Source organism: Blastococcus saxobsidens DD2 (genome assembly GCF_000284015.1).
GTDB classification, from domain to species: Bacteria; Actinomycetota; Actinomycetes; order Mycobacteriales; family Geodermatophilaceae; genus Blastococcus; species Blastococcus saxobsidens_A.
In genome coordinates this window covers 714,627-733,505 of record NC_016943.1, presented here as the reverse complement: position 1 = coordinate 733,505, position 18,879 = coordinate 714,627, and the positions used below count along the sequence as shown (strand labels likewise).

The following is an 18,879-nucleotide window of genomic DNA, read 5'->3' as shown; positions in this document are numbered from 1 at the left end:
GCACGTCGATCACGGAGTGCGGACGGGCCGCCTCCCTCGCCGGGCAACGGCGACGAGACTACCTCAGTCCCGGGAACGGCTGTGCCCCGGCACCTGGTCGAGGACCTGCTGGGCGCACTCGTCGACGGTGCGCCCAGCGGTCTCGACGGTCACCTCGGCGTCGCCCGGTGTCTCGTACGGGTCGCTGATCCCGGTGAAGGCCGGGATCTCACCGCGTCGCGCCTTGGCGTAGAGGCCCTTCCGATCCCGGGCCTCGCAGTCGGCCAGCGAGGTGGCCACGTGGACGAGCACGAAGCTGCCCGGCCCTGCCTGGCTCTCGACCTCGCGGCGGACGTCGTCGCGTACCCCGGCGTAGGGCGCGATGGGCGCGCACACCGCGACGCCGCCGTGCTTGGCGATCTGTGCGCCCACCCAGCCGATCCGGCGGACGTTGGTGTCGCGGTCCTCCTTCGAGAAGCCCAGTCCGGCCGACAGGTGGTGCCGGACCTCGTCGCCGTCGAGGAGGGTCACCGTCCGCCCGGCCTCGATCAGCAGCTCCACCACCCGCGCCGCGATCGTCGACTTGCCGGCTCCGGACAGGCCGGTGCAGAAGACGACGGTGCCGCCGGTCCGCGCGGGACCGGACCCGAGCCGGTGCCCGGCGAGCCCGGCCCCGTAGCAGGTGGCGAGCTCCCCGGGGGGCAGCTCGGGTACGTACGGGGTCACCGGCACCGGCACGACGACGACCTCGCGACCCTCCTCCCGCACCGTCGCCCAGGCGGCCGCCGCCACCGACAGCGCGGCCGAGTCCGGCGGCAGACCCGCGGCCGGGAGCAGGGCCAGCACCCGCTGCGGCAGCGCGGTGCGGTCGTCGGGAGGCAGGCCCACCCATGCGGCGGGAGCGGCCCACCCGCGGTCCCGCAGACCGACGGCGACAGCTCCGGGGGCGTCCCACCGCGGCACCTCGACCACCGTCAGGTCACCGTCGGCCGCCGTGGCCACCAGCACGCCCTGGGCGTCCTCGTACTCGTCGGCCGGCGGCAGGTCCGGCGCCGTCGAGCCGATGCCGAAGCAGTACCGGGCCACGGCGGCGACCTGCGCATCACTGAGTCTGGCGCGAGCGACCACGTCGCCATCCTCGCAGGAGGTCGGCACCGGCCTGCCGTTCCCCGTTCCCCCGGCGGCCGACCGCGGTCCTCCGGCTCAGCTCGCCCCGTCGAAGAGGCTGGTGACCGAGTCGTCCTCGAAGACGGCCTTGATCGCCCGGGCGATCAGGGGGGCGATCGAGAGGACGGTCAGCTTGTCGAACTGACGGGCGGGCTCGATCGGCAGCGTGTTGGTGACGATGACCTCGCTGACCTGGCTGTTCTTCAGCCGGTCCACCGCGGGGCCGGACAGCACGCCGTGCGTCGCGGTGACGATCACGTCGGCGGCGCCGGCCTCGAAGAGGGTCTCGGCGGCCTTCACGATGGTGCCGCCGGTGTCGATCATGTCGTCGACGAGGATGCAGACCCGCCCCTGCACGTCACCGACCACGCGGTTGGCGACGACCTCGTTCGGCCGCAACGGATCGCGCGTCTTGTGGATGAAGGCCAGCGGGGTGCCGCCGAGCTTGTCGGTCCAGCGCTCGGCCACCCGTACCCGGCCGGAGTCGGGAGAGACGACGGTGATGTCCCGGTCGCCCCAGCGCTCGCACACGTGCGAGACCAGCAGGTCGAGGGCGAACAGGTGATCCACCGGGCCGTCGAAGAAGCCCTGGATCTGGGCGGTGTGCAGGTCGACGGTCATCAGCCGGTCGGCGCCCGCCGTCTTGAACATGTCCGCGACGAGCCGGGCGGAGATGGGCTCGCGGCCGCGGTGCTTCTTGTCCTGCCGGGCATAGGGGAAGAAGGGCGCCACCACGGTGATCCGCTTGGCCGACGCGCGCTTGAGCGCGTCCACCATGATCAGCTGCTCCATGAGCCAGGTGTTGATCGGCGCGGTGTGGCTCTGCACCACGAAGGCGTCGCAGCCGCGCACCGACTCCTCGAACCGCACGAAGAGCTCTCCGTTGGCGAACTCGTAGGCCGCCGTCGGGGTCGGCGTCACGCCCAGGTGACCGGCGATCTCGTCGGTCAGTGCCGGGAAGGCCCGACCGGAGAAGAGCATGAGGCTCTTGTTCGTGGTCTGCCGGATCACGCTCATCGGCTCTCGTCCCTAGCTGTCGGAGTCCGCACGGGAGGGCTCGGACCGGTCCTCCCGGGGCGCCTCGGCCCGGCTCTCCGCCGCTGCCGCGGCCTCCGCAGCGGGGGTTCCGGACCGTCGGCGACGCACCCAGCCTGCCACATTGCGCTGCGGTGCCCGAGCGACGGCCATCGCTCCTGGGGGGACGTCGGAGGTGATGACCGATCCGGCGGCGGTGTACGCCCCGTCCCCCACCGTGACCGGGGCCACGAACATGTTGTCGGCCCCGGTGCGGGCGTGGTCGCCGATCGTCGTGTGGTGCTTGGCGACGCCGTCGTAGTTGACGAAGACCGTCGCCGCCCCGATGTTGCTGCCGCGGCCGATCGTGGCGTCGCCGACGTAGGACAGGTGCGGCACCTTCGACCCCTCTCCCACCTGGGCGTTCTTGGTCTCGACGAAGGTGCCGACCTTCGCCCGGGCGCCGAGGACCGTGCCCGGGCGCAGGTAGGCGAACGGCCCGACCGAGACCTGGGGGCCGATGCGCGCCCCGACGGCGTGGGTGCGCACCACCGTGGCGTCCCCGGCGACCTCGGTGTCGACCAGCGTCGTGTCGGGGCCCACCTGGGCCCCTCCCCCGATCGAGGTGTCCCCTTCGAGCTGGGTGCCCGGCAGGAGGACGGCGTCGGGGGCGACGGTCACGGTCACGTCGACCCAGGTGGTCAGCGGATCGACCACGGTGACGCCGTCTCGCATCAGCTCGTCCAGCATCCGGTCGTTCAGGGTGCGGCGCCGGGCGGCGAGCTCCTTGCGGTCGTTGCAGCCGAGCACGTCGTCGGGGTCCTCGGCGACCGATCCCCCGACGGGCGCCCCCTCGGCGACCAGCAGGCCGAGGACGTCGGTGACGTACTGCTCGCCCTGCTCGTTGTCCTCGCCGATGCGGCCCAGCGCGGCGCGCACCGCAGCGGCGTCGCCCACGTAGACGCCGGCGTTGATCTCGCGGACGGCCCGCTGCTCGGGGGTCGCGTCGCGCTGCTCGACGATGCCCCGCACCGCCCCGTCGCCGTCCCGGACGATGCGGCCCAGGCCGGTCGGGTCCTCGACCTCGGCGGTGAGGACGGTGAGGACGTTGCCGGCGGCGGTGTGCTCGGCGACGAGGCGGCGCACCGTCGAGGCCCGCAGCAGCGGCGCGTCGCCGTTGACCAGCAGCACCGGCCCCTCGACGTCGGGGATGGCGGCGAGGGCGACGGCGGCGGCGTGCCCGGACCCGCGCTGCTCCTCCTGCACGACCGCCTGCGCGTCCGGGGCGATCGCGGCCAGGTGCTCGCGCACGGCCTCGCGCCCGGCCCCGACCACCACGACGGTGGTGCCGGCAGCGAGCGGGGCGGTGGCGGCGAGGACGTGACCGAGCATGCTGCGTCCCCCCAGGGCGTGCAGCACCTTGGGCCGCGACGAGCGCATGCGCGTGCCCTGCCCGGCCGCCAAGACGACGACGGCGGCCACCGTCGGAGCAGGCTCGGCTGCGGTGTCCGGCTGGACCTGGTTCACGGCTCTCCTCGGTCGGCGACGACGACGTGCGGCTGGGGGACTCGGACTCGAACCGAGACTTCCCGGCTCCAAAGGCCGGCGGGCTGCCGATTACCCCATCCCCCATCCCGGGGCCGGTTCGGGCCCTGGGGGCGCGCCGGTGCACCGGCGTCCTCCGCGAGCCTAGGGCCCGCGCGAGAGGAGAGCACCCGGCCGGTACTGCTCTCCCAGCCGCTGCGGTCGCCACTGTTCCTACGGTGCCGTAGGTTGCGACCAGACAGCCGGGACCAGCGTGGGCCGGCCGTACCGCACCTCGGTCGCCCCCGGAGGCCCCTTGTCCGCTCCTGCCCGCACCCGGCCCATGGCTCCGCCGCGCCCCGCAGATCCGCACGCCGGGTTGCCGGCCAACGCGATCGGCCGGCACAAGAGCGCGCTGGAGATCATCACGCTCTACGTCTTCGTGGTGGTGCCCTTCCTGGCCGTCGCCGCGATCGTTCCGGCCACGTGGGGCTGGGGCCTGTCGTGGCTGGACGTCGGGCTGGCGATCGGCTTCTACTTCTTCACCCTGCTGGGCGTGACCGTCGGCTACCACCGCTACTTCACGCACGGCTCGTTCAAGGCCAGGCGGCCGCTGCGGCTGCTGCTGGCCGCCGCGGGCTCCATGGCCATCCAGGGCCCCGTCGTCCAGTGGGTGGCCGATCACCGGCGGCACCACGCGTTCTCCGACCGCGAGGGCGACCCGCACTCGCCGTGGCGCTACGGCACCGACGCGCGAGCCCTCCTCAAGGGCATGTTCCACGCCCACCTGGGCTGGCTGTTCGAGCGGCGGAAGACCAACCAGGAGCGCTACGCCCCCGACCTGCTCAAGGACTCCGCGCTGGTCACCACCGGTCGGCTGTTCGTGGTCTGGGCCGCCATCAGCCTCTTCCTGCCGGCCCTCATCGGCGGCCTGGTCACGACGAGCTGGGCCGGCGCCTGGACGGCGTTCTTCTGGGCCGGACTGGTGCGCATCGCGCTGCTGCACCACGTGACCTGGTCGATCAACTCGGTGTGCCACGTGGTGGGCAACCGGCCCTTCGCCTCGCGGGACCGTGCCACGAACTTCTGGCCGCTGGCGATCCTCAGCGCGGGCGAGTCATGGCACAACCTGCACCACGCCGACCCCACCTGCGCCCGGCACGGGGTGCTGCGCGGCCAGATCGACATCAGCGCCCGGGTGATCTGGATCTTCGAGAAGCTCGGCTGGGCCTGGAACGTCAGGTGGCCGGACCCGGTGCGTCTCGCCGCCAAGCGCGCCCCCGCGGCGGTCGGCAACTGACGGTCGCCCCTCCGGCGGCCTCCGGGCCGGGCCGGGCGCGCGTGCGCATGCCCGGCCCGGAGCGCCGCCGCCAGCTGCTCGACGTCGGGCGGGCCCTGTTCGCCGAGAACGGGTTCGCGGCGACCTCCGTCGAGGAGATCGCCGCCTCCGCCGGGGTGAGCAAGCCCGTGGTCTACGAGCACTTCGGCGGCAAGCAGGGGTTGCACGCCGTCGTGGTCGACCGCGAGATGCACCGGCTGCTCGACCGGTTCGAGACGGCACTGTCGGCCCCCGGTCATCCACGTGAGCTGCTGGAGCGCGCCGCGCTGGTCCTGCTGGAGTACATCGAGCAGGACACCGACGGCTTCCGGGTGCTGGTCCGGGACGCACCGGTCACGAGCGGGGCCGGCTCGTTCGGCTCCCTGCTCGGGGAGGTGGCCCGGAAGGTCGAGCACGTCCTCGCACGGGAGTTCGCCCCCCGCGGTCACCGGCCGGAGCTGGCCGGGCTCTACAGCCAGGCGCTGGTCGGCATGGTGGCGCTGGCCGGCCAGTGGTGGCTGGACACCCGGTCCCCCGGCAAGCACGAGGTGGCCGCCCACCTGGTCAACCTCGCCTACAACGGCCTGGCGCACCTCGAGCCGCACCCCGGAGCGCTGGACGTGCGGGCGACCGTTCGCTAGGAGACGACCCGGGCTCCGGGCACCGGGCCGGTGACGGCCCGCACGGACCGGAACACGCCGACGCCGGCGAGCTCGGCCGCCAGCCGGACGGCGCCCTCCTCGTCGCCGGCGAGCGCCGCGACGGTGGGCCCCGAGCCGCTGACCACGGCGGCCACGGCACCGGCGGCCTCAGCCGCGCGCAGCGCCCGGCGCAGGTCCGGCCGCAGGCTGAGCGCCGCCGGCTGGAGGTCGTTGGCCAGGGACCTCGCGAGCTCGCCCGCCGCGCCACCGCGCAGCGCGGCGAGGACCGGCTCCGCCGACGTCGGCTCGGTTCCGTCGGGCACCCGGCCGGTGGCGCGCAGCCGGTCCAGCTCGGCGTAGACAGCCGGCGTGGACAGACCCTCGCCGGCGATGCCGAGCACCCAGTGCCATCGACCGCCGGCCAGGACCGGGGACACCTGCTCCCCCCGCCCGGTGCCGAGCGCGACCCCGCCGGTCAGGCTGAACGGCACGTCGCTGCCCAGCTGCGCGGCCAGAGCCAGCAGATCCGCACGAGCTGCCCGGGTGCCCCACAGCGCATCCAGGGCGACCAGCGTCGCCGCGGCATCCGCACTCCCCCCGGCCAGGCCGGCGGCGACCGGGATGCGCTTGACGACGTCCATCGCGGCGTCCGGACGGACGCCGGCGTGGTCGGCCAGCAGCTCGGCCGCCCGCCAGACCAGGTTCGTGGGCCCACCCGGGACCTGGCCGGGGCCGGTCGTCGTCCCGGCGCCCTCCCCGGACAGGGTCAACGACAGCCCCTCACCGGGGCGGACGGCCACCGTGTCGAACAGGGACACGGCGAGGTAGACCGTGTGCAGGGCATGGAAGCCGTCGCCGCGCAGCGGGCCCACGCCGAGGTGGATGTTGATCTTCGCCGGGGCACGGACGACCACCGGCTCCCGGACGGTCACGGCAGCACCGGGTCGGTCGCTGCCAGACGGGCGAAGTCGGTGACCGACAGCTGCTCGCCCCGGGCCGACGGGTCGATACCCGCGGCGCGCAGCCGCGCCTCCGCGGCGGCCGGGCTCCCCGCCCAGCGGGCCAGCGCGGCCCGCAGACCCTTGCGCCGCATGCCGAAGGCGGCGTCCACGACGGCGAAGGTCGCCCGCCGGTCGCCCGGCGGCGGTGGACGGCGGACCAGCCCGACCAGACCCGAGTCGACGTTGGGCTCGGGCCAGAAGACGCGGCGGCCGACGGTGCCGGCGCGACGCACCTCGCCGTACCAGGCCGCCTTGACCGACGGCACGCCGTACGCGGACGTGCCCGGTCCCGCGGCCAGCCGTTCGGCCACCTCGGCCTGCACGAGGATCAGCGCGCGGTCGAGGCTCGGCAGCAGCTCCAGCAGGTGCAGCAGCACCGGCACCGCCACGTTGTAGGGCAGGTTCGCGACCAGCGCGGTGGGCGGCGGGCCCGGGAGGTCGGTCACCCGCAGGGCGTCGCCCTCGACGATGGTCAACCGGTCGGCCAGGTCCGGCCGGCGATCACCCACCGTGACCGGCAGGAGGGAGGCGAGCCGCGGGTCGATCTCCACGGCCGTCACCCGTGCCGCGGCCGGCAGCAGCCCGAGGGTCAGCGAGCCGAGGCCGGGGCCCACCTCGAGCACCACGTCGTCCGGCCGTACGGCGGCGGTGCGCACGATCCGCCGGATCGTGTTGGCGTCGTGCAGGAAGTTCTGGCCGAGGGACTTCGTGGGACGCAGATCGAGCTGCTGGGCCAGGTCGCGGATGACGGCCGGGCCCAGCAGCCCGTCGGTCTGCTCAGGGACGGTGCTCAGCGCCGGTCCGATCAGCCGAACAGGCGCGGCCCGCAGTGCGGCCACTGGCCGGCACCGGAGCGGTTGTAGAGGAGCTGCGCCCGGTAGGTCTGCTCGTCGGCCGACGCGGCCGCCGGGTCACCGGTGCCACCGACGCCGTTCCAGGTGGCCTGGGAGAACTGGTACATCCCGCGGTATTTGCCGGTCGAGCTGACGGCGTCGGGACGCCCACCCGACTCGCACGCGGCCAGCGCCGCCCAGTTGAGGCCGTCGGCGGTGGGGCTGTTGGCGGGGCGGGCCTTGGTCCCGACCGTGACCTGCTCGTCGACCGGCGCGCGGGTGACCGTGCTGGAGAGCTGCTCGCGGCTGGTCTCCTGGCCGTCGACGACGGTCACCCGGTAGGTGGTGGCCTGCTCGCCGTCGACGCCCTGCTGGGTGACCTCGTCGTCCCCTTCGAAGGCCTCGGCGTTCGCGGTCTCCACCCGGCCGTGCGCGATGGGGGCCGTCTCGGTGACCTCGGAGACCTGCACCCGGTACACCTGCAGCCGCATGCGGTTGAGCAGGCCCTGCTCGAGGTAGAGGCTGGTGCGGTCGGTCTCGCTGAGCGCGATCCCCTGCTCGGCGAGCAGGTCGCCGGCCGTGGCCGCCGCCGTGGTGACCACCCGCTCCTGGCCGTCGGCGACCAGCACGACGTCCTTGGGGGTGGTGATCGTCAGCTGCATGCCCTCGAGCGGAAGACGCTCGGCGCGGCTGGCCGACAGGACCAGGCCGTCGGTGCGGAAGCCCAGCTGGTCCAGCGCCTCCTCGACCGACAGCGCGGTCACGTGCACCTCGCGCGAGACGCCGTCGACGGTGAGCTCGAGCGGCCGGGCGCGGTTGAGGACGACGGCGTCGCCGTCGGACAGCGCATGGTCCGTCGCCGGCAGGACGACGTCGTGAGCGGCGAGGGTGAGCCCCTCCTCCTCCAGGACCTCACCCACGGTGCCGGCATAGGTGCCGACGTCGCGGGTCTGCCCGTCGACGGTGAGCGCGACGGACTTCTGGGCGAGGAAGAAGGCCAGCGTCCCGCCCACCAGTCCGACGAGGACGAGGGCGAAGAGGCTGAGCTGCAAGGAGCGACGCACGACACTTCCAGGGGTTACAGAACCCGGGCAGGAGAGCGACCTGACCGCCGGGGGCGGCCCGGACGCGGCTGCGACTCGGGCGACGACCGCCGGGATCCCGGAGCAGTACGGCACCCCGGTCGCTCTCCACCCCGGCTGTCGGTCACGACACGATAACGAACATTCTGCGTGTGGCAATGCTGCGCGAGGAGTGAAACAGACGCCGACGGTTGCGCGCAGTCGACGCGCCGAGACGGAGAGTCGACGACATGCCGAGATGTCGACCTCCCACCCCCTACGCCTGCTGTGAGCAAGCGCACGGCGTAGGAGGGTCTCCAGCGGGGCAGTGCGGCTGCTTGTCAGCCTGCCAGCGCGGGAGCGCTCGACCGCACCGGCCGCAGCCAGCTGAACAGGAAGACGGTCACGGCCAGCCCGGCCGCGAGGGCGGAGAAGCCGCCGGCCACGAAGGCCACGGGCAGCACGTCGAAGTTCGTGCTGACCCGCTCCCCCAGGTCCAGCCCGGCGCGCAGCAGCAGCGTGCCGAACGGGAGCAGGGCCGTCACGCTCGCGGCCGCGGCCACCAGGTGCGCCGTCCACGTCCGCAGCGCCTCGTCGATCGGCACGTCGGCGCCCTCGGCGGGCATCGGCCGGGCCAGCGCCCGGAGCAGCGCCCCCTCGGCCAGGAGCCAGGCGGCCAGCGGCACGACGACGACCGCCCAGGCGGTGGTGCTCCCCAGCTCACCGGACGACCACAGCCACCCCGCCGTCGCCAGCTCGGCGGCGACCACCAGGCGCATCGTCCAGACCAGCCAGGCGGAGATCTGCTCGGTCTGCCGCGGGCGGCGCGGCGGGGAGCTCAGCGCCCAACGCGGTCGCGGCCGCGTCACCTCGGCCAGCAGGACCCCCGCCAGCAGACCCACCGAGAGCACGGGGATCCAGAGGAAGACCGAAGCCTCCGCGAAGAGCACCACGCTGGCCACGATCCCGGCCAGGCCCAGGACCAGGCCCAGCAGGCGCCAGCGGCGTCCGTGGGCCGCCTGGCGCCGCAGCGTCGCCAGCCCCTCGGGCGTCGGCTCGGCGAGCTCCACCGCTCCGCCGGCGACCGCACGGCGGTTCGCCGCCAGCTGCCAGGCACGGGCCAGGAGCACGCCGGGGACCAGCAGAGCGACGAAGACCACGACCGCAATGAGACGACCCACAGGACAAGTGTGCATCGCTTCTGCATCCGTGTGCCGAGACCTGGCTCCAGTCGGCAGCCGCATCGCCGCCCGCAGTGCCCGGCGGCGGTCATCGAGTCGGCGAGACCTGCTCCGCCCAGGGGCCGAAGACGCGTTCGGCGGTGGCAGTGAGGGTGTGGCAGAGCTCGGCCAGGTCGGTGCCGGTCACCTCGGCCAGGGCGCGCACCGTGTGCGGCACCAGGCGGGAGGCGTTCGGCCGCCCACGGAACGGCACGGGGGTGAGAAACGGGGAGTCGGTCTCCACGAGCAGCTGCTCGAGCGGGGTGAGCGCCGCGGCCTCTCGAAGGTAGCCGGCGTTGCCGAAGGTCAGCGTGCCGGCGAAGGACAGCACGAAGCCGCGCTCGACGCAGGCCTTCGCGAACACCGCGTCCCCGGAGAAGCAGTGGAAGACCGTGTGCTCCGGGGCGCCCTCGTCCTCGAGCACGCGGAGGATCTCCTCGTGGGCGTCCCGGTCGTGGACGACCAGCGCGAGGCCGTGGTCCTTGGCGATGCGGATGTGTGCCCGGAAGGACTCCTCCTGCGCCGCCCAGCCCGCGGGCCCGGTGCGGTAGCGGTCGAGGCCCGTCTCCCCCACGGCGCGCACCCGCGGCCGCGCCGCCAACCGGTCGATCTCGGCCAGCGCCTCGTCGGTCGCCCTGCCCTCCCCCGCCTCGTTCGGGTGCAGAGCGACGGCGGCCAGCACGTTCGGGTGCCGGGCGGCCAGCTCCGCCGACCACCGGGACGACGCGACGTCGACACCGACCTGCACCAGCCGCGGGATGCCGACCGCCTCGGCCGCGGCGATCTCCGCGTCGACCGCCGCGTCGGACGCCCACTCCCCGTGCTCACCGTCGGCGGGGCGCTCCCCCAGGACGATGTCCAGGTGGGTGTGGCTGTCCAGGGCGGGGGCCGGCAGCGGCTCCGGCGACGGCGGCGGCTCGCCCCGCCGATCGGCGCGGGACGAGGCCGAGCGACTCATTCGCCGCCCTCCTCCAGGCGCCGGATCTCCTCGTCGACGATCGACGGGTCCAGCTTGGTGAAGATCGGCTTCGGCGGGGCCAGCGGCGTGCCGGGCGCCGGCAGCGGCGTCGACGCCCAGACCGCCTGGCCCTGCTCGTAGGAGCCGGTGATGATCGGGTACGGCGAGCCCTCGTCGAGGTCGGTGACCTCCTCGACCTGCGGCGCGACGGACCAGACGCCGTCCCCACCGAGCAGTTCGTGCACCTGCTGCGAGGAGTGCGGCAGGAACGGCGTCAGCAGGGCGTTGCAGTCCTTGATCGCCTGCAGCGCGGTGTGCAGGACGGTGTCCCGGCGGGCCGGGTCCTCCTTGAGCTTCCACGGCGCCTGGTCCGACAGGTACTTGTTCGCCTCGCCGACGACCCGCATGGCCTCGTTGATCGCGGCCTTCTGCCGGTTGCGCGACAGCAGGTCCCCGACCGGCGCGAAGGCGCCGGACGTCGTCGCCAGCAGCGCGCGGTCGTCGTCGGTCAGCTCGCCGGGCGTCGGGACGGCGCCGACGTTCTTCGCCGCCATCGACACCGACCGGTTGACCAGGTTGCCCCAGCCGGCGACCAGCTCGTCGTTGTTGCGGCGCAGGAACTCCGCCCAGGTGAAGTCGGTGTCCTGGTTCTCGGGGCCGGCGACGGCGATGAAGTAGCGCAGCGCGTCGGCGTCGTACCGGGCGAGGAAGTCCCGCACGTAGATGACCACGTTCCGGGAGGAGGAGAACTTGCGCCCCTCCATGGTCAGGAACTCGCTCGAGACCACCTCGGTCGGCAGGTTCAGCCGGCCGTAGGAGCCCGGCGTCCCCCCCTTGTCGCCCTCGCCGTTGTAGCCGAGCAGCTGGGCGGGCCAGATCTCGGAGTGGAAGACGATGTTGTCCTTGCCCATGAAGTAGTAGGCGCCCGCGTCCGGCGTCTGCCACCACTGCCGCCAGGCGTCGGGGTCGCCCGACCGGCGGGCCCACTCGATCGAGGCCGACAGGTAGCCGACGACGGCGTCGAACCAGACGTAGATGCGCTTGTCCGGCCGGTCGCGCCAGCCGTCCAGCGGCACCGGGACACCCCAGTCGATGTCGCGCGTGTAGCTGCGCGGCTTGAGGTCCTCGAGCAGGTTGACGCTGAAGTTCAGGACGTTGGGCCGCCAGCTCTTGCGGGTGCCCAGCCAGTCGCCGAGCGCGCGGGTGAACGCCGGGAGGTCGAGGAAGTAGTGCTCCTCCTCGACGAACTTCGGCGTCTCGCCGTTGATCTTGCTCACCGGCTTGATCAGGTCGATCGGGTCCAGCTGGTTGCCGCAGTTGTCGCACTGGTCGCCCCGCGCGCCGTCGTAGCCGCAGATCGGGCAGGTGCCCTCGATGTAGCGGTCGGGCAGCGTGCGGCCGGTCGACGGGCTGATCGCGCCGAGCGTCGTCTTCGGGAAGACGTACCCGTTCTTCAGCAGGCCCAGGAAGATCTCCTGGCTGACGGCGGCGTGGTTGGCCGTCGTCGTCCGGGTGAACAGGTCGTAGCTCAGCCCGAGGGACTGCAGGTCCCCCACGATGATCCGGTTGTTCCGGTCGGCGATCTCCCGGGGCGCGATGCCCTCGGCGTCGGCGGCGACGGTGATCGGGGTGCCGTGCTCGTCGGTGCCGCTGACCATGAGGACCTTGTCCCCGGCCATGCGGTGGTACCGGCTGAAGACGTCGGAGGGGACGCCGAACCCGGAGACGTGGCCGATGTGCCTCGGCCCGTTCGCATAGGGCCAGGCGACTGCGGTCAGGATGTGCCGATCACTCACGGCCCGACTCTAGTGAAGGCGACGGAGTCGTGAGCATCGCAGGGAGCGCCAGCGACCGAGGAGCGGAGCGGCGGAGGCGCCGAGCGGGTCATGGTGGCGCGGTCGAGCCGGTCGCCCGGGCGGGCGACCGACAGCCGGCTCAGGGCTGGTGGACGACGCTCGATGCCGGGCTGCCGAGGCCCGCGTCGGACGGTCCCACGACGGCCACCGCGCCCAGGCCCAGGGCGATCACGCCCAGGGTGAGAGTGCACAGCACCCGGTGGTGGGCCACCGGGTCGGGCCGCCGTGCGCGCACGCGCGGCCCCTGCAGCACCCACTCCCGGGCGGACGGGGTGTCGGACAGGAGCAGCTTGCCGATCGGCAGCGCGACGGCGAGCGCGAAGAGCAGGGGCAGCGGCAGGCCACCGGTCAGCCAGGTCGGCAGCGGGAGCATGACCGCGAGGACGCCGAGCGTCGACACGACGAAGAGCTCGACCGACGAGGTGATCACCACCAGCCGGCGGCCCGAGCCGTCGATGAGCGCCGCACCGCCACCGCCGCACAGCACGATCCAGCCGGCCAGGACGCCCAGGCCGAGCACGATCAGCAACCCGGCCGGGCGAATCGGGGACGCCAGGACGACGTCGACCTGGGCGAGTCCGGTGGCGAGCAGGCCGACGGCCTCGAGGACGGCGAGCGACCCCGCCGCCAGCGCGGCGACCGGCACCCGGCGGGACGTGCGGACGCGTGCCGGCGCGCCGGTGTCGCGGACGTCGAGGACGGTGCTCGCCACGAGGCTCTCTCCCTGACCGGTGGGCGCTGTCTCCGGTGAGGTCGGCGCGTGGAGGGGATCCCTGGACGCCCGGTCGGGTGCACTCACCCCATCGAGGGGGACGGGTGGGTCCGCCGGGCAGCCCTACGCTGCAACCGGCGTCCTACCGACCGACCGCGAAGGAGAGGCGACCGCGATGAGCACCGGGGACACCAGACCCGCCGCGCCGCTCCCACTGGCACCCGGCGAGCCGCCGACGCTGCGGCCACGGCCCGCCGGCCGGCCACCGCGGACACCCGCGGGGCGACCGGAGGCCGGCGCCGTCATCGACTGCGCCGTCTACGTCGACGGGCGCCGGCAGGAGGCCGTCCGTCCGGAGGACGCGCTCGGGGTGGCGGAGGAACGCGGCGGCTACGTCTGGCTGGGCCTCTACGCCCCCACCGAGGCCCAGGTGGGGGTGATCGCCGAGGAGTACGACCTGCACCCCCTCGCCGTCGAGGACGCGGTCTACGCCCACCAGCGGCCCAAGCTCGAGCGCTACGACGACGCCCTGTTCATGGTGCTGAAGACCGCCACCTACGTCGAGCACGAGGAGCTGACGGCGACCAGCGAGGTCATCGACACCGGCGAGGTGATGGTCTTCCTGGGGCCCCGGTACGTGATCACCGTCCGGCACGGCGAGCACAGCGGGCTCTCGGGGCTGCGGCAGCGGCTGGAGGAGCAGCGGGAACTGCTCTGCCTCGGCCCGTCCGCAGTGCTCTACGCCGTCGCCGACCTGGTCGTCGACTCCTTCGTGGAGGTCGCCAGGGCGGTGGAGGAGGACGTCGAGGAGCTCGAGGCGTCGGTCTTCAGCCCCCAGCGCACCGACGACGTCGGCCGGCTCTACCAGCTCAAGCGGGAGCTGCTGTCGCTGCGGCGGGCGGTCTCGCCGCTGGAGGTGCCGCTGCAGCAGCTCGCCGAGCGGCCGGTCGACGTCGTCCCCGAGGCGATGCGCTCCTACTTCCGCGACGTGCTCGACCACGCCATCCGCGTGCGCGACCAGGTCGCGGGGATGGACGAGCTGCTCACCTCCATCCTGCAGGCGTCCCTTGCCCGGACGCAGATGGCCGACAACGAGGACATGCGGAAGATCTCGGCGTACGCCGGCATCATCGCCGTCCCCACGGCCATCGCCGGCATTTACGGGATGAACTTCCAGTACATGCCGGAACTGGACGAGAAGTGGGGCTATCCGGCGGTGCTGCTGGTCATCGTCACCGCCATCGTGCTGCTCTACCGCGGCTTCAAACGCAACGGCTGGCTCTGACCCGCCGTCCCCTTCCCCGCCCCCAGGCATAGGAGGCTTTGCCTACGGTTTGGGCGCCGAATCCATAGGCATAGCTTCCTATGCCCCCGCGGGGCTCATAGGACGGCCGCCGGCGACTTATCCACAGACCGCGTCATCGGCCCCGAGCGGGTGGTCGGATCGCCGAGGCTGCCGGCATGGACTGGCGGAAGGTCATCGGCGACGCAGTGCGCGACCACGGCGGGCTGGCCACGCGTCGACAACTGCTCGAGCGGGTGCCGCGGCAGGTGCTCGACAGCTACGTCGGTCGGCGTCACCTCATCCGGGTCTTTCCCAGGGTGTACCGGCTGCGGGACGGCGGCGAGGACGACGTGACCACTCTGCGGGCGGCTCTCCTGCACGCGGGGCCGGCCGCGGCGCTGAGCCACACGACCGCGCTGGCCGTGTGGGGGCTGCGCGAGCTCGATCGGCCGCTGCACCTGACGGTGGACCAGAGCGTCAAGAGAGCCGGTGCGCCTGGGCTGCTCGTACACCGCCGGCTGCGCTTCGACCCTGCGTCCACGCAGTGCGTGCAGCGACGCGGTCTCCTGGTCACGGCACTACCTCGGACCGTCATCGACTCGTGGCCGTTGCTGCCGCTCCCGGAACGCCGTCCGCTGGCCCTGGACCTGAGCAACCGCGGACTGGTCACCGCAAAAAATCTCAGCGAGGCGCTGGCCGAGCGCCCGAACGTCGCCGGCCGGCGCGGCCTGCGGCAGGCCATCGATCTCATCGCCGACGGCTGCAGGAGCGAGCTCGAGGCCCACGGCGTCCTGAACGTCTTCCGCCACCGTTCGCTGCCGCCGAGCGTCGGCCAGTACCAGGTGCAGCTACCCACCCACCGGATCAGGCTCGATCGAGCATGGCCGGAGGTGAAGCTGGCGGTGGAGTTGGACGGCGCGCAGCACCACACCGCGCCCTCCGACCGCCGCAAGGACCTGGCCCGTGACCGGGAGCTCGCCGCGCTCGGCTGGATCGTCCTCCGCTTCACGTACGCGGACGTGCTTCGCGACCCCGAGGGCGTGCGGGCCACAGTGCTCGAGGTCTACCGCGCCCGCCTGGAGCAGCTGCGAGTGGGCTGAGCCCCATCCAGGTATAGGAGGCTTTGCCTACGGATCGGGGGCGGAAGCCGTAGGTAAAGCCTCCTATGCCTGGGGCGCGGCGGCGGCTGAGGAGGCCTTGGCGGCGACGACGGCGTCGTAGACGGTGCGCCTCGGCAGCCCGGTCCGGGTGACGACGGCGCGGATGGCGTCCTTGCGGGGGGCGCCGGCGGCCTCCTCGGCGGCGACCTCGGCCGCGAGCTCCGCGGCGGTCAGCTCCACCGGCTCGGCGCTCGCGCCGGCGACCACCAGCGTGATCTCGCCCCGCACGCCCTCGGCCGCCCACGCCGCGAGCTCGGCCAGGCCGCCGCGACGGATCTCCTCGTAGGTCTTGGTCAGCTCCCGGCAGACGGCGGCCGGGCGATCGTCGCCCAGCACCGCGGCGGCGTCGGTGAGCGCGTCGGCCAGCCGGTGCGGCGACTCGAAGAAGACCATGGTCCGCCGCTCGCCGGCCAGCCCGGCGAACCGTGACCGCCGCTCGCCGCCCTTGCGGGGCAGGAATCCCTCGAAGCAGAAGCGGTCGACCGGCAGCCCGGAGACGGCGAGCGCGGTGGTCACCGCCGACGGCCCGGGCACCGAGGTCACCTCGATGCCGGCGTCGATGGCGGCCCGCACCAGCGTGTAGCCGGGGTCGGAGACCGACGGCATCCCGGCGTCGGTGAGCAGCAGCACCGTCGCGCCGGAGGAGAGCGCGTCCAGCAGCCCGGGCAGCCGGGCGCGTTCCACCGACTCGTGGAAGGTGACCACCCGGCCGGTCAGGGTCACCTCGAGGTCGGTGGCGAGCCGGTGCAGGCGGCGGGTGTCCTCGCACGCCAGGACGTCGGCGGAGGCCATGGCGGCGCGCAGCCGCGGGCCGACGTCGCCGGGCTGTCCGAGGGGCGCGCCACCCAGCACCAGCCGTCCGCTCACCCGGCCAGCCTGTCACGGCGGGGCGCCGCCCCGGCCCACCTACCCTGGCGGCATGGCGGTGCTGGCACCCGAGCGGGCGGACCGCGACTCGGGGGATCCCCGCCGCCCGCCGTCCCCGCGCACGCGGCGCCTGCCCCCGCCCCGGCGCCGGACGGACGTCGTCCCACCACTGCCCGACGACCGGCGGACGGCGTGGATCATCGCCGCCGTCCTGGGGGCGGTCGCGCTCACCGTCCGGCTGTGGGGCATCGGCTACCCGCGCGACCTGCTGTTCGACGAGGCGTACTACCCGCCCGAGGCCCGGGAGCTGCTGACCTGGGGCTACGAGTACAACCGCGGCTACACCTTCATCGTCCACCCGCCGCTGGGCAAGTGGCTGATCGCCGCCGGCGAGCAGGTGTTCGGCTACAACTCCTTCGGCTGGCGGTTCCCGTCGGCGGTGGCCGGGGCGGTCGCCGTCGTCGTCCTGTTCCGGCTGACCCGCCGGCTCACCGGCTCCACGCTGATCGGCCTGTTCGCCGGGGTGCTGCTGCTGGTCGACGGCTTCGCCTTCACCCTGTCCCGCATCGGCCTGCTGGACGTCTTCCTGCAGGTCTTGGTCATCAGCGCGGTCGCCTGCCTGGTGGTCGACCGCGACGTCGTCCGGGCCCGGGTGCGCGCGGCCCAGCAGGTCGCGAGCACCGGCTTCCGGCTCGGCCCCCGCGGCTGGCGGCTCGCGGCCGGCGTCCTGTTCGGCTGCGCCTGCGCGGTCAAATGGAGCGGGGTCTGGTTCCTGGCCTTCTTCGCCGTCCTGTCGCTGTTCTGGGACCGCGCCGCCTGGCGGGAGGCGGGGCTTCCCCGGCCGACGTGGACCGCGGCCCGCCGGGGGCTGCCGGGGGCGCTGTGGGCGCTGGCCGCCGTCCCCGTGCTGACCTATCTGGCGAGCTTCACGGGCTGGTTCCTGGGCGAGACGTCGCAGGGCAGGGCGTGGGCGCAGCAGAACCCCGGGACCGCGTTCCCGTGGATCCCGGACGCGCTGCGGTCGCTGTGGCACCAGCACGCCGAGTGGTTCCGCTTCCACAGCGGCCTGTCGAGCCCGCACCCGTGGGAGTCCGGCCCCTGGTCCTGGCTGGTCAACGGCCGGCCGATCCTGCTGTGGAACCCGCAGGGCATCGTCGACGCCCAGGGCGAGCAGGTGGTGCGCTACATCCTGATGGTCGGGACGCCGACGCTGTGGCTGGCCTTCGTGCCGGCGACGCTGTGGCTGTTCTGGCGCATCGTCGCACGTCGGGACCCGGCGGCCGTGGTCGCGGCCGTCGCGATCGCCGCGGGCTGGCTCACCTGGTTCGTGAACCTGGACCGCACGATGTTCAGCTTCTACATGGCGCCAGTCGTGCCGTTCTTCGTGCTGGCGGTGGCACTGGTGCTGCAGGACGTGCTCGGCCCCCGCGACGCCGGCCCGCTCCGCCGCCAGGTCGGGATCGCGGCGAGCTGCGGCTACGTGGCGGTGGTGGCGGCGACGTTCGTCTTCTTCTGGCCGGTGCTCACCGGGCAGCCGCTCTCGCACGCGGAGTGGCTGCGGCGGATGTGGTTCCCCTCGTGGTTCTGACGGCCGCTCAGTGGTGGTAATGGTGGACGACGGCGTGCCCCATGCCGCGGCCGATCAGCGCACGGTTCACCGGCACGGTCACCGCGAACGCGACGGCCAGGGCGAACGCCAGCGAGCCCCAGAACAGCGGTGCGGCGAGGCCGGCGTCCATCGCTCCGGGGATGAGCAGCATGATCCCGTTGTCGACCACCTCCATCACCAGGATGGAGACGGTGTCGGCGGCCAGGGCGACGCGGACGGCCGCGCGCAGCGGCAGGCCGGAACGCAGCACCGGCGCGATGGTCAGCGCGTAACCGAAGACGAAGGCCAGCGCGACGGCGAGCGCGATGGTGGCGCCGTCGGACCAGCCCAGCGCGGTGCCGATGACCATGCCGAGCACCTCACCGATGGCGCAGCCGGTGAGGCAGTGCAGCGTGGCGCTGATCGCCAGCCGGGTGAGCGCGCGGCGCTCCATCGGGCCGGCGTCCGGCGCGTGACCTCCGTGGCCGTGGGTGTGCTGCTCCATGACGCCGTCTCCTCTCGTGCGGTCGGAACCGCCTGACCGTATACCCCGCGGGGGTACAGCGCCAAGGTGGGCGGCGCGCCTCACGCCGGGTCGGAACGGCCGGGTCCACCGGCGCGCATGGTCCGGACGGCGGCCGGTCGCGTCCGGCGGGTGACCATGGGGGCACACCTCGTCCACACCGGGAGACCCC

At 73.6% G+C, this 18,879-nt stretch carries 17 protein-coding genes and 1 tRNA gene; 5 read left to right on the top strand and 13 right to left on the bottom strand.

Translation table 11 applies throughout. From position 1 onward, the window contains the following. Positions 1-63: 63 nt before the first annotated feature. The 4 genes from cysC to BLASA_RS03455 all read right to left on the bottom strand — a co-directional run bounded on the left by cysC (position 64) and on the right by BLASA_RS03455 (position 3,792). Positions 64-1,107: an adenylyl-sulfate kinase gene (gene cysC / locus BLASA_RS23265; protein ID WP_051004806.1), complete on the bottom strand. Its 1,044-nt coding sequence runs from the start codon at positions 1,105-1,107 to the stop codon at positions 64-66. A 75-nt stretch (positions 1,108-1,182) separates the two neighbouring features. Then, positions 1,183-2,163 carry a ribose-phosphate diphosphokinase gene (locus tag BLASA_RS03465; RefSeq protein ID WP_014374625.1) on the bottom strand — a complete coding sequence of 327 codons (981 nt, stop codon included), beginning with the start codon at positions 2,161-2,163 and terminating at the stop codon, positions 1,183-1,185. A 12-nt stretch (positions 2,164-2,175) separates the two neighbouring features. Then, positions 2,176-3,687 (bottom strand): bifunctional UDP-N-acetylglucosamine diphosphorylase/glucosamine-1-phosphate N-acetyltransferase GlmU, encoded by a 1,512-nt coding sequence (gene glmU, locus BLASA_RS03460; RefSeq protein ID WP_014374624.1) that lies wholly within the window; start codon positions 3,685-3,687, stop codon positions 2,176-2,178. Positions 3,688-3,719: 32 nt separating this feature from the next. Beyond that, positions 3,720-3,792: transfer RNA gene (locus tag BLASA_RS03455), tRNA-Gln, on the bottom strand. A gap of 208 nt (positions 3,793-4,000) precedes the next feature. Here BLASA_RS03455 and BLASA_RS03450 point away from each other — a divergent pair. Then, positions 4,001-4,984 (top strand): acyl-CoA desaturase, encoded by a 984-nt coding sequence (locus BLASA_RS03450; protein WP_231839543.1) that lies wholly within the window; start codon positions 4,001-4,003, stop codon positions 4,982-4,984. A gap of 47 nt (positions 4,985-5,031) precedes the next feature. Continuing rightward, complete coding sequence (locus BLASA_RS03445; RefSeq protein ID WP_014374621.1) at positions 5,032-5,643, top strand: TetR/AcrR family transcriptional regulator; 612 nt, start codon at positions 5,032-5,034, stop codon at positions 5,641-5,643. Here the strand turns inward: BLASA_RS03445 and BLASA_RS03440 are convergent. From BLASA_RS03440 to BLASA_RS03410, 7 genes are all read right to left on the bottom strand, one after another. Further along, positions 5,640-6,575 (bottom strand): 4-(cytidine 5'-diphospho)-2-C-methyl-D-erythritol kinase, encoded by a 936-nt coding sequence (locus tag BLASA_RS03440; protein ID WP_014374620.1) that lies wholly within the window; start codon positions 6,573-6,575, stop codon positions 5,640-5,642. The genes BLASA_RS03445 and BLASA_RS03440 overlap by 4 nt on opposite strands. Further along, the gene (rsmA, locus tag BLASA_RS03435; protein WP_014374619.1) at positions 6,572-7,483 is read right to left on the bottom strand and encodes a 16S rRNA (adenine(1518)-N(6)/adenine(1519)-N(6))-dimethyltransferase RsmA; all 912 of its coding nucleotides are present in this window, start codon (positions 7,481-7,483) and stop codon (positions 6,572-6,574) included. Before rsmA ends, BLASA_RS03440 begins: the two co-directional genes overlap by 4 nt. After that, a complete protein-coding gene (locus BLASA_RS03430) occupies positions 7,450-8,541 on the bottom strand; it encodes a resuscitation-promoting factor (protein WP_014374618.1) in 1,092 nt (363 codons plus the stop codon). Before BLASA_RS03430 ends, rsmA begins: the two co-directional genes overlap by 34 nt. 338 nt (positions 8,542-8,879) lie before the next feature. Further along, positions 8,880-9,719 carry a hypothetical protein gene (locus BLASA_RS03425; protein ID WP_041775581.1) on the bottom strand — a complete coding sequence of 280 codons (840 nt, stop codon included), beginning with the start codon at positions 9,717-9,719 and terminating at the stop codon, positions 8,880-8,882. A gap of 88 nt (positions 9,720-9,807) precedes the next feature. Then, entirely contained in the window at positions 9,808-10,716 is a 909-nt protein-coding gene (locus BLASA_RS03420; RefSeq protein WP_014374615.1) for a TatD family hydrolase, read from the bottom strand. Further along, a complete protein-coding gene (gene metG / locus BLASA_RS03415; protein WP_014374614.1) occupies positions 10,713-12,512 on the bottom strand; it encodes a methionine--tRNA ligase in 1,800 nt (599 codons plus the stop codon). Before metG ends, BLASA_RS03420 begins: the two co-directional genes overlap by 4 nt. Before the next feature lie 139 nt (positions 12,513-12,651). Then, positions 12,652-13,284, bottom strand: a complete 633-nt coding sequence (locus tag BLASA_RS03410; protein ID WP_014374613.1) for a hypothetical protein — start codon at positions 13,282-13,284, stop codon at positions 12,652-12,654. A 175-nt stretch (positions 13,285-13,459) separates the two neighbouring features. On the opposite strand from BLASA_RS03410, the gene corA reads away from it, so the two are divergent. Next, positions 13,460-14,569: a magnesium/cobalt transporter CorA gene (gene corA, locus BLASA_RS03405; RefSeq protein WP_014374612.1), complete on the top strand. Its 1,110-nt coding sequence runs from the start codon at positions 13,460-13,462 to the stop codon at positions 14,567-14,569. A gap of 176 nt (positions 14,570-14,745) precedes the next feature. After that, positions 14,746-15,669 carry a DUF559 domain-containing protein gene (locus BLASA_RS03400; RefSeq protein WP_014374611.1) on the top strand — a complete coding sequence of 308 codons (924 nt, stop codon included), beginning with the start codon at positions 14,746-14,748 and terminating at the stop codon, positions 15,667-15,669. A 63-nt stretch (positions 15,670-15,732) separates the two neighbouring features. On the opposite strand, the gene rsmI is transcribed toward BLASA_RS03400, so the two are convergent. Further along, a complete protein-coding gene (gene rsmI / locus BLASA_RS03395; RefSeq protein ID WP_014374610.1) occupies positions 15,733-16,596 on the bottom strand; it encodes a 16S rRNA (cytidine(1402)-2'-O)-methyltransferase in 864 nt (287 codons plus the stop codon). A gap of 52 nt (positions 16,597-16,648) precedes the next feature. On the opposite strand from rsmI, the gene BLASA_RS03390 reads away from it, so the two are divergent. After that, on the top strand, positions 16,649-18,184 hold the full coding sequence (locus tag BLASA_RS03390) for a dolichyl-phosphate-mannose--protein mannosyltransferase (protein WP_014374609.1): 1,536 nt from the start codon (positions 16,649-16,651) through the stop codon (positions 18,182-18,184). Positions 18,185-18,191: 7 nt separating this feature from the next. On the opposite strand, the gene BLASA_RS03385 is transcribed toward BLASA_RS03390, so the two are convergent. Further along, entirely contained in the window at positions 18,192-18,689 is a 498-nt protein-coding gene (locus BLASA_RS03385; protein ID WP_014374608.1) for a DUF4396 domain-containing protein, read from the bottom strand. Positions 18,690-18,879: the final 190 nt, after the last annotated feature.

Coding starts and splice junctions, on each gene's coding strand:
- corA (WP_014374612.1), top strand. CDS start 13,460: ATGAGCACCGGGGACACCAGACCCGCCGCGCCGCTCCCACTGGCACCC.
- BLASA_RS03400 (WP_014374611.1), top strand. CDS start 14,746: ATGGACTGGCGGAAGGTCATCGGCGACGCAGTGCGCGACCACGGCGGG.
- BLASA_RS03420 (WP_014374615.1), bottom strand. CDS start 10,716: ATGAGTCGCTCGGCCTCGTCCCGCGCCGATCGGCGGGGCGAGCCGCCG.
- BLASA_RS03390 (WP_014374609.1), top strand. CDS start 16,649: ATGGCGGTGCTGGCACCCGAGCGGGCGGACCGCGACTCGGGGGATCCC.
- BLASA_RS03465 (WP_014374625.1), bottom strand. CDS start 2,163: ATGAGCGTGATCCGGCAGACCACGAACAAGAGCCTCATGCTCTTCTCC.
- BLASA_RS03445 (WP_014374621.1), top strand. CDS start 5,032: ATGCCCGGCCCGGAGCGCCGCCGCCAGCTGCTCGACGTCGGGCGGGCC.
- BLASA_RS03385 (WP_014374608.1), bottom strand. CDS start 18,689: ATGGAGCAGCACACCCACGGCCACGGAGGTCACGCGCCGGACGCCGGC.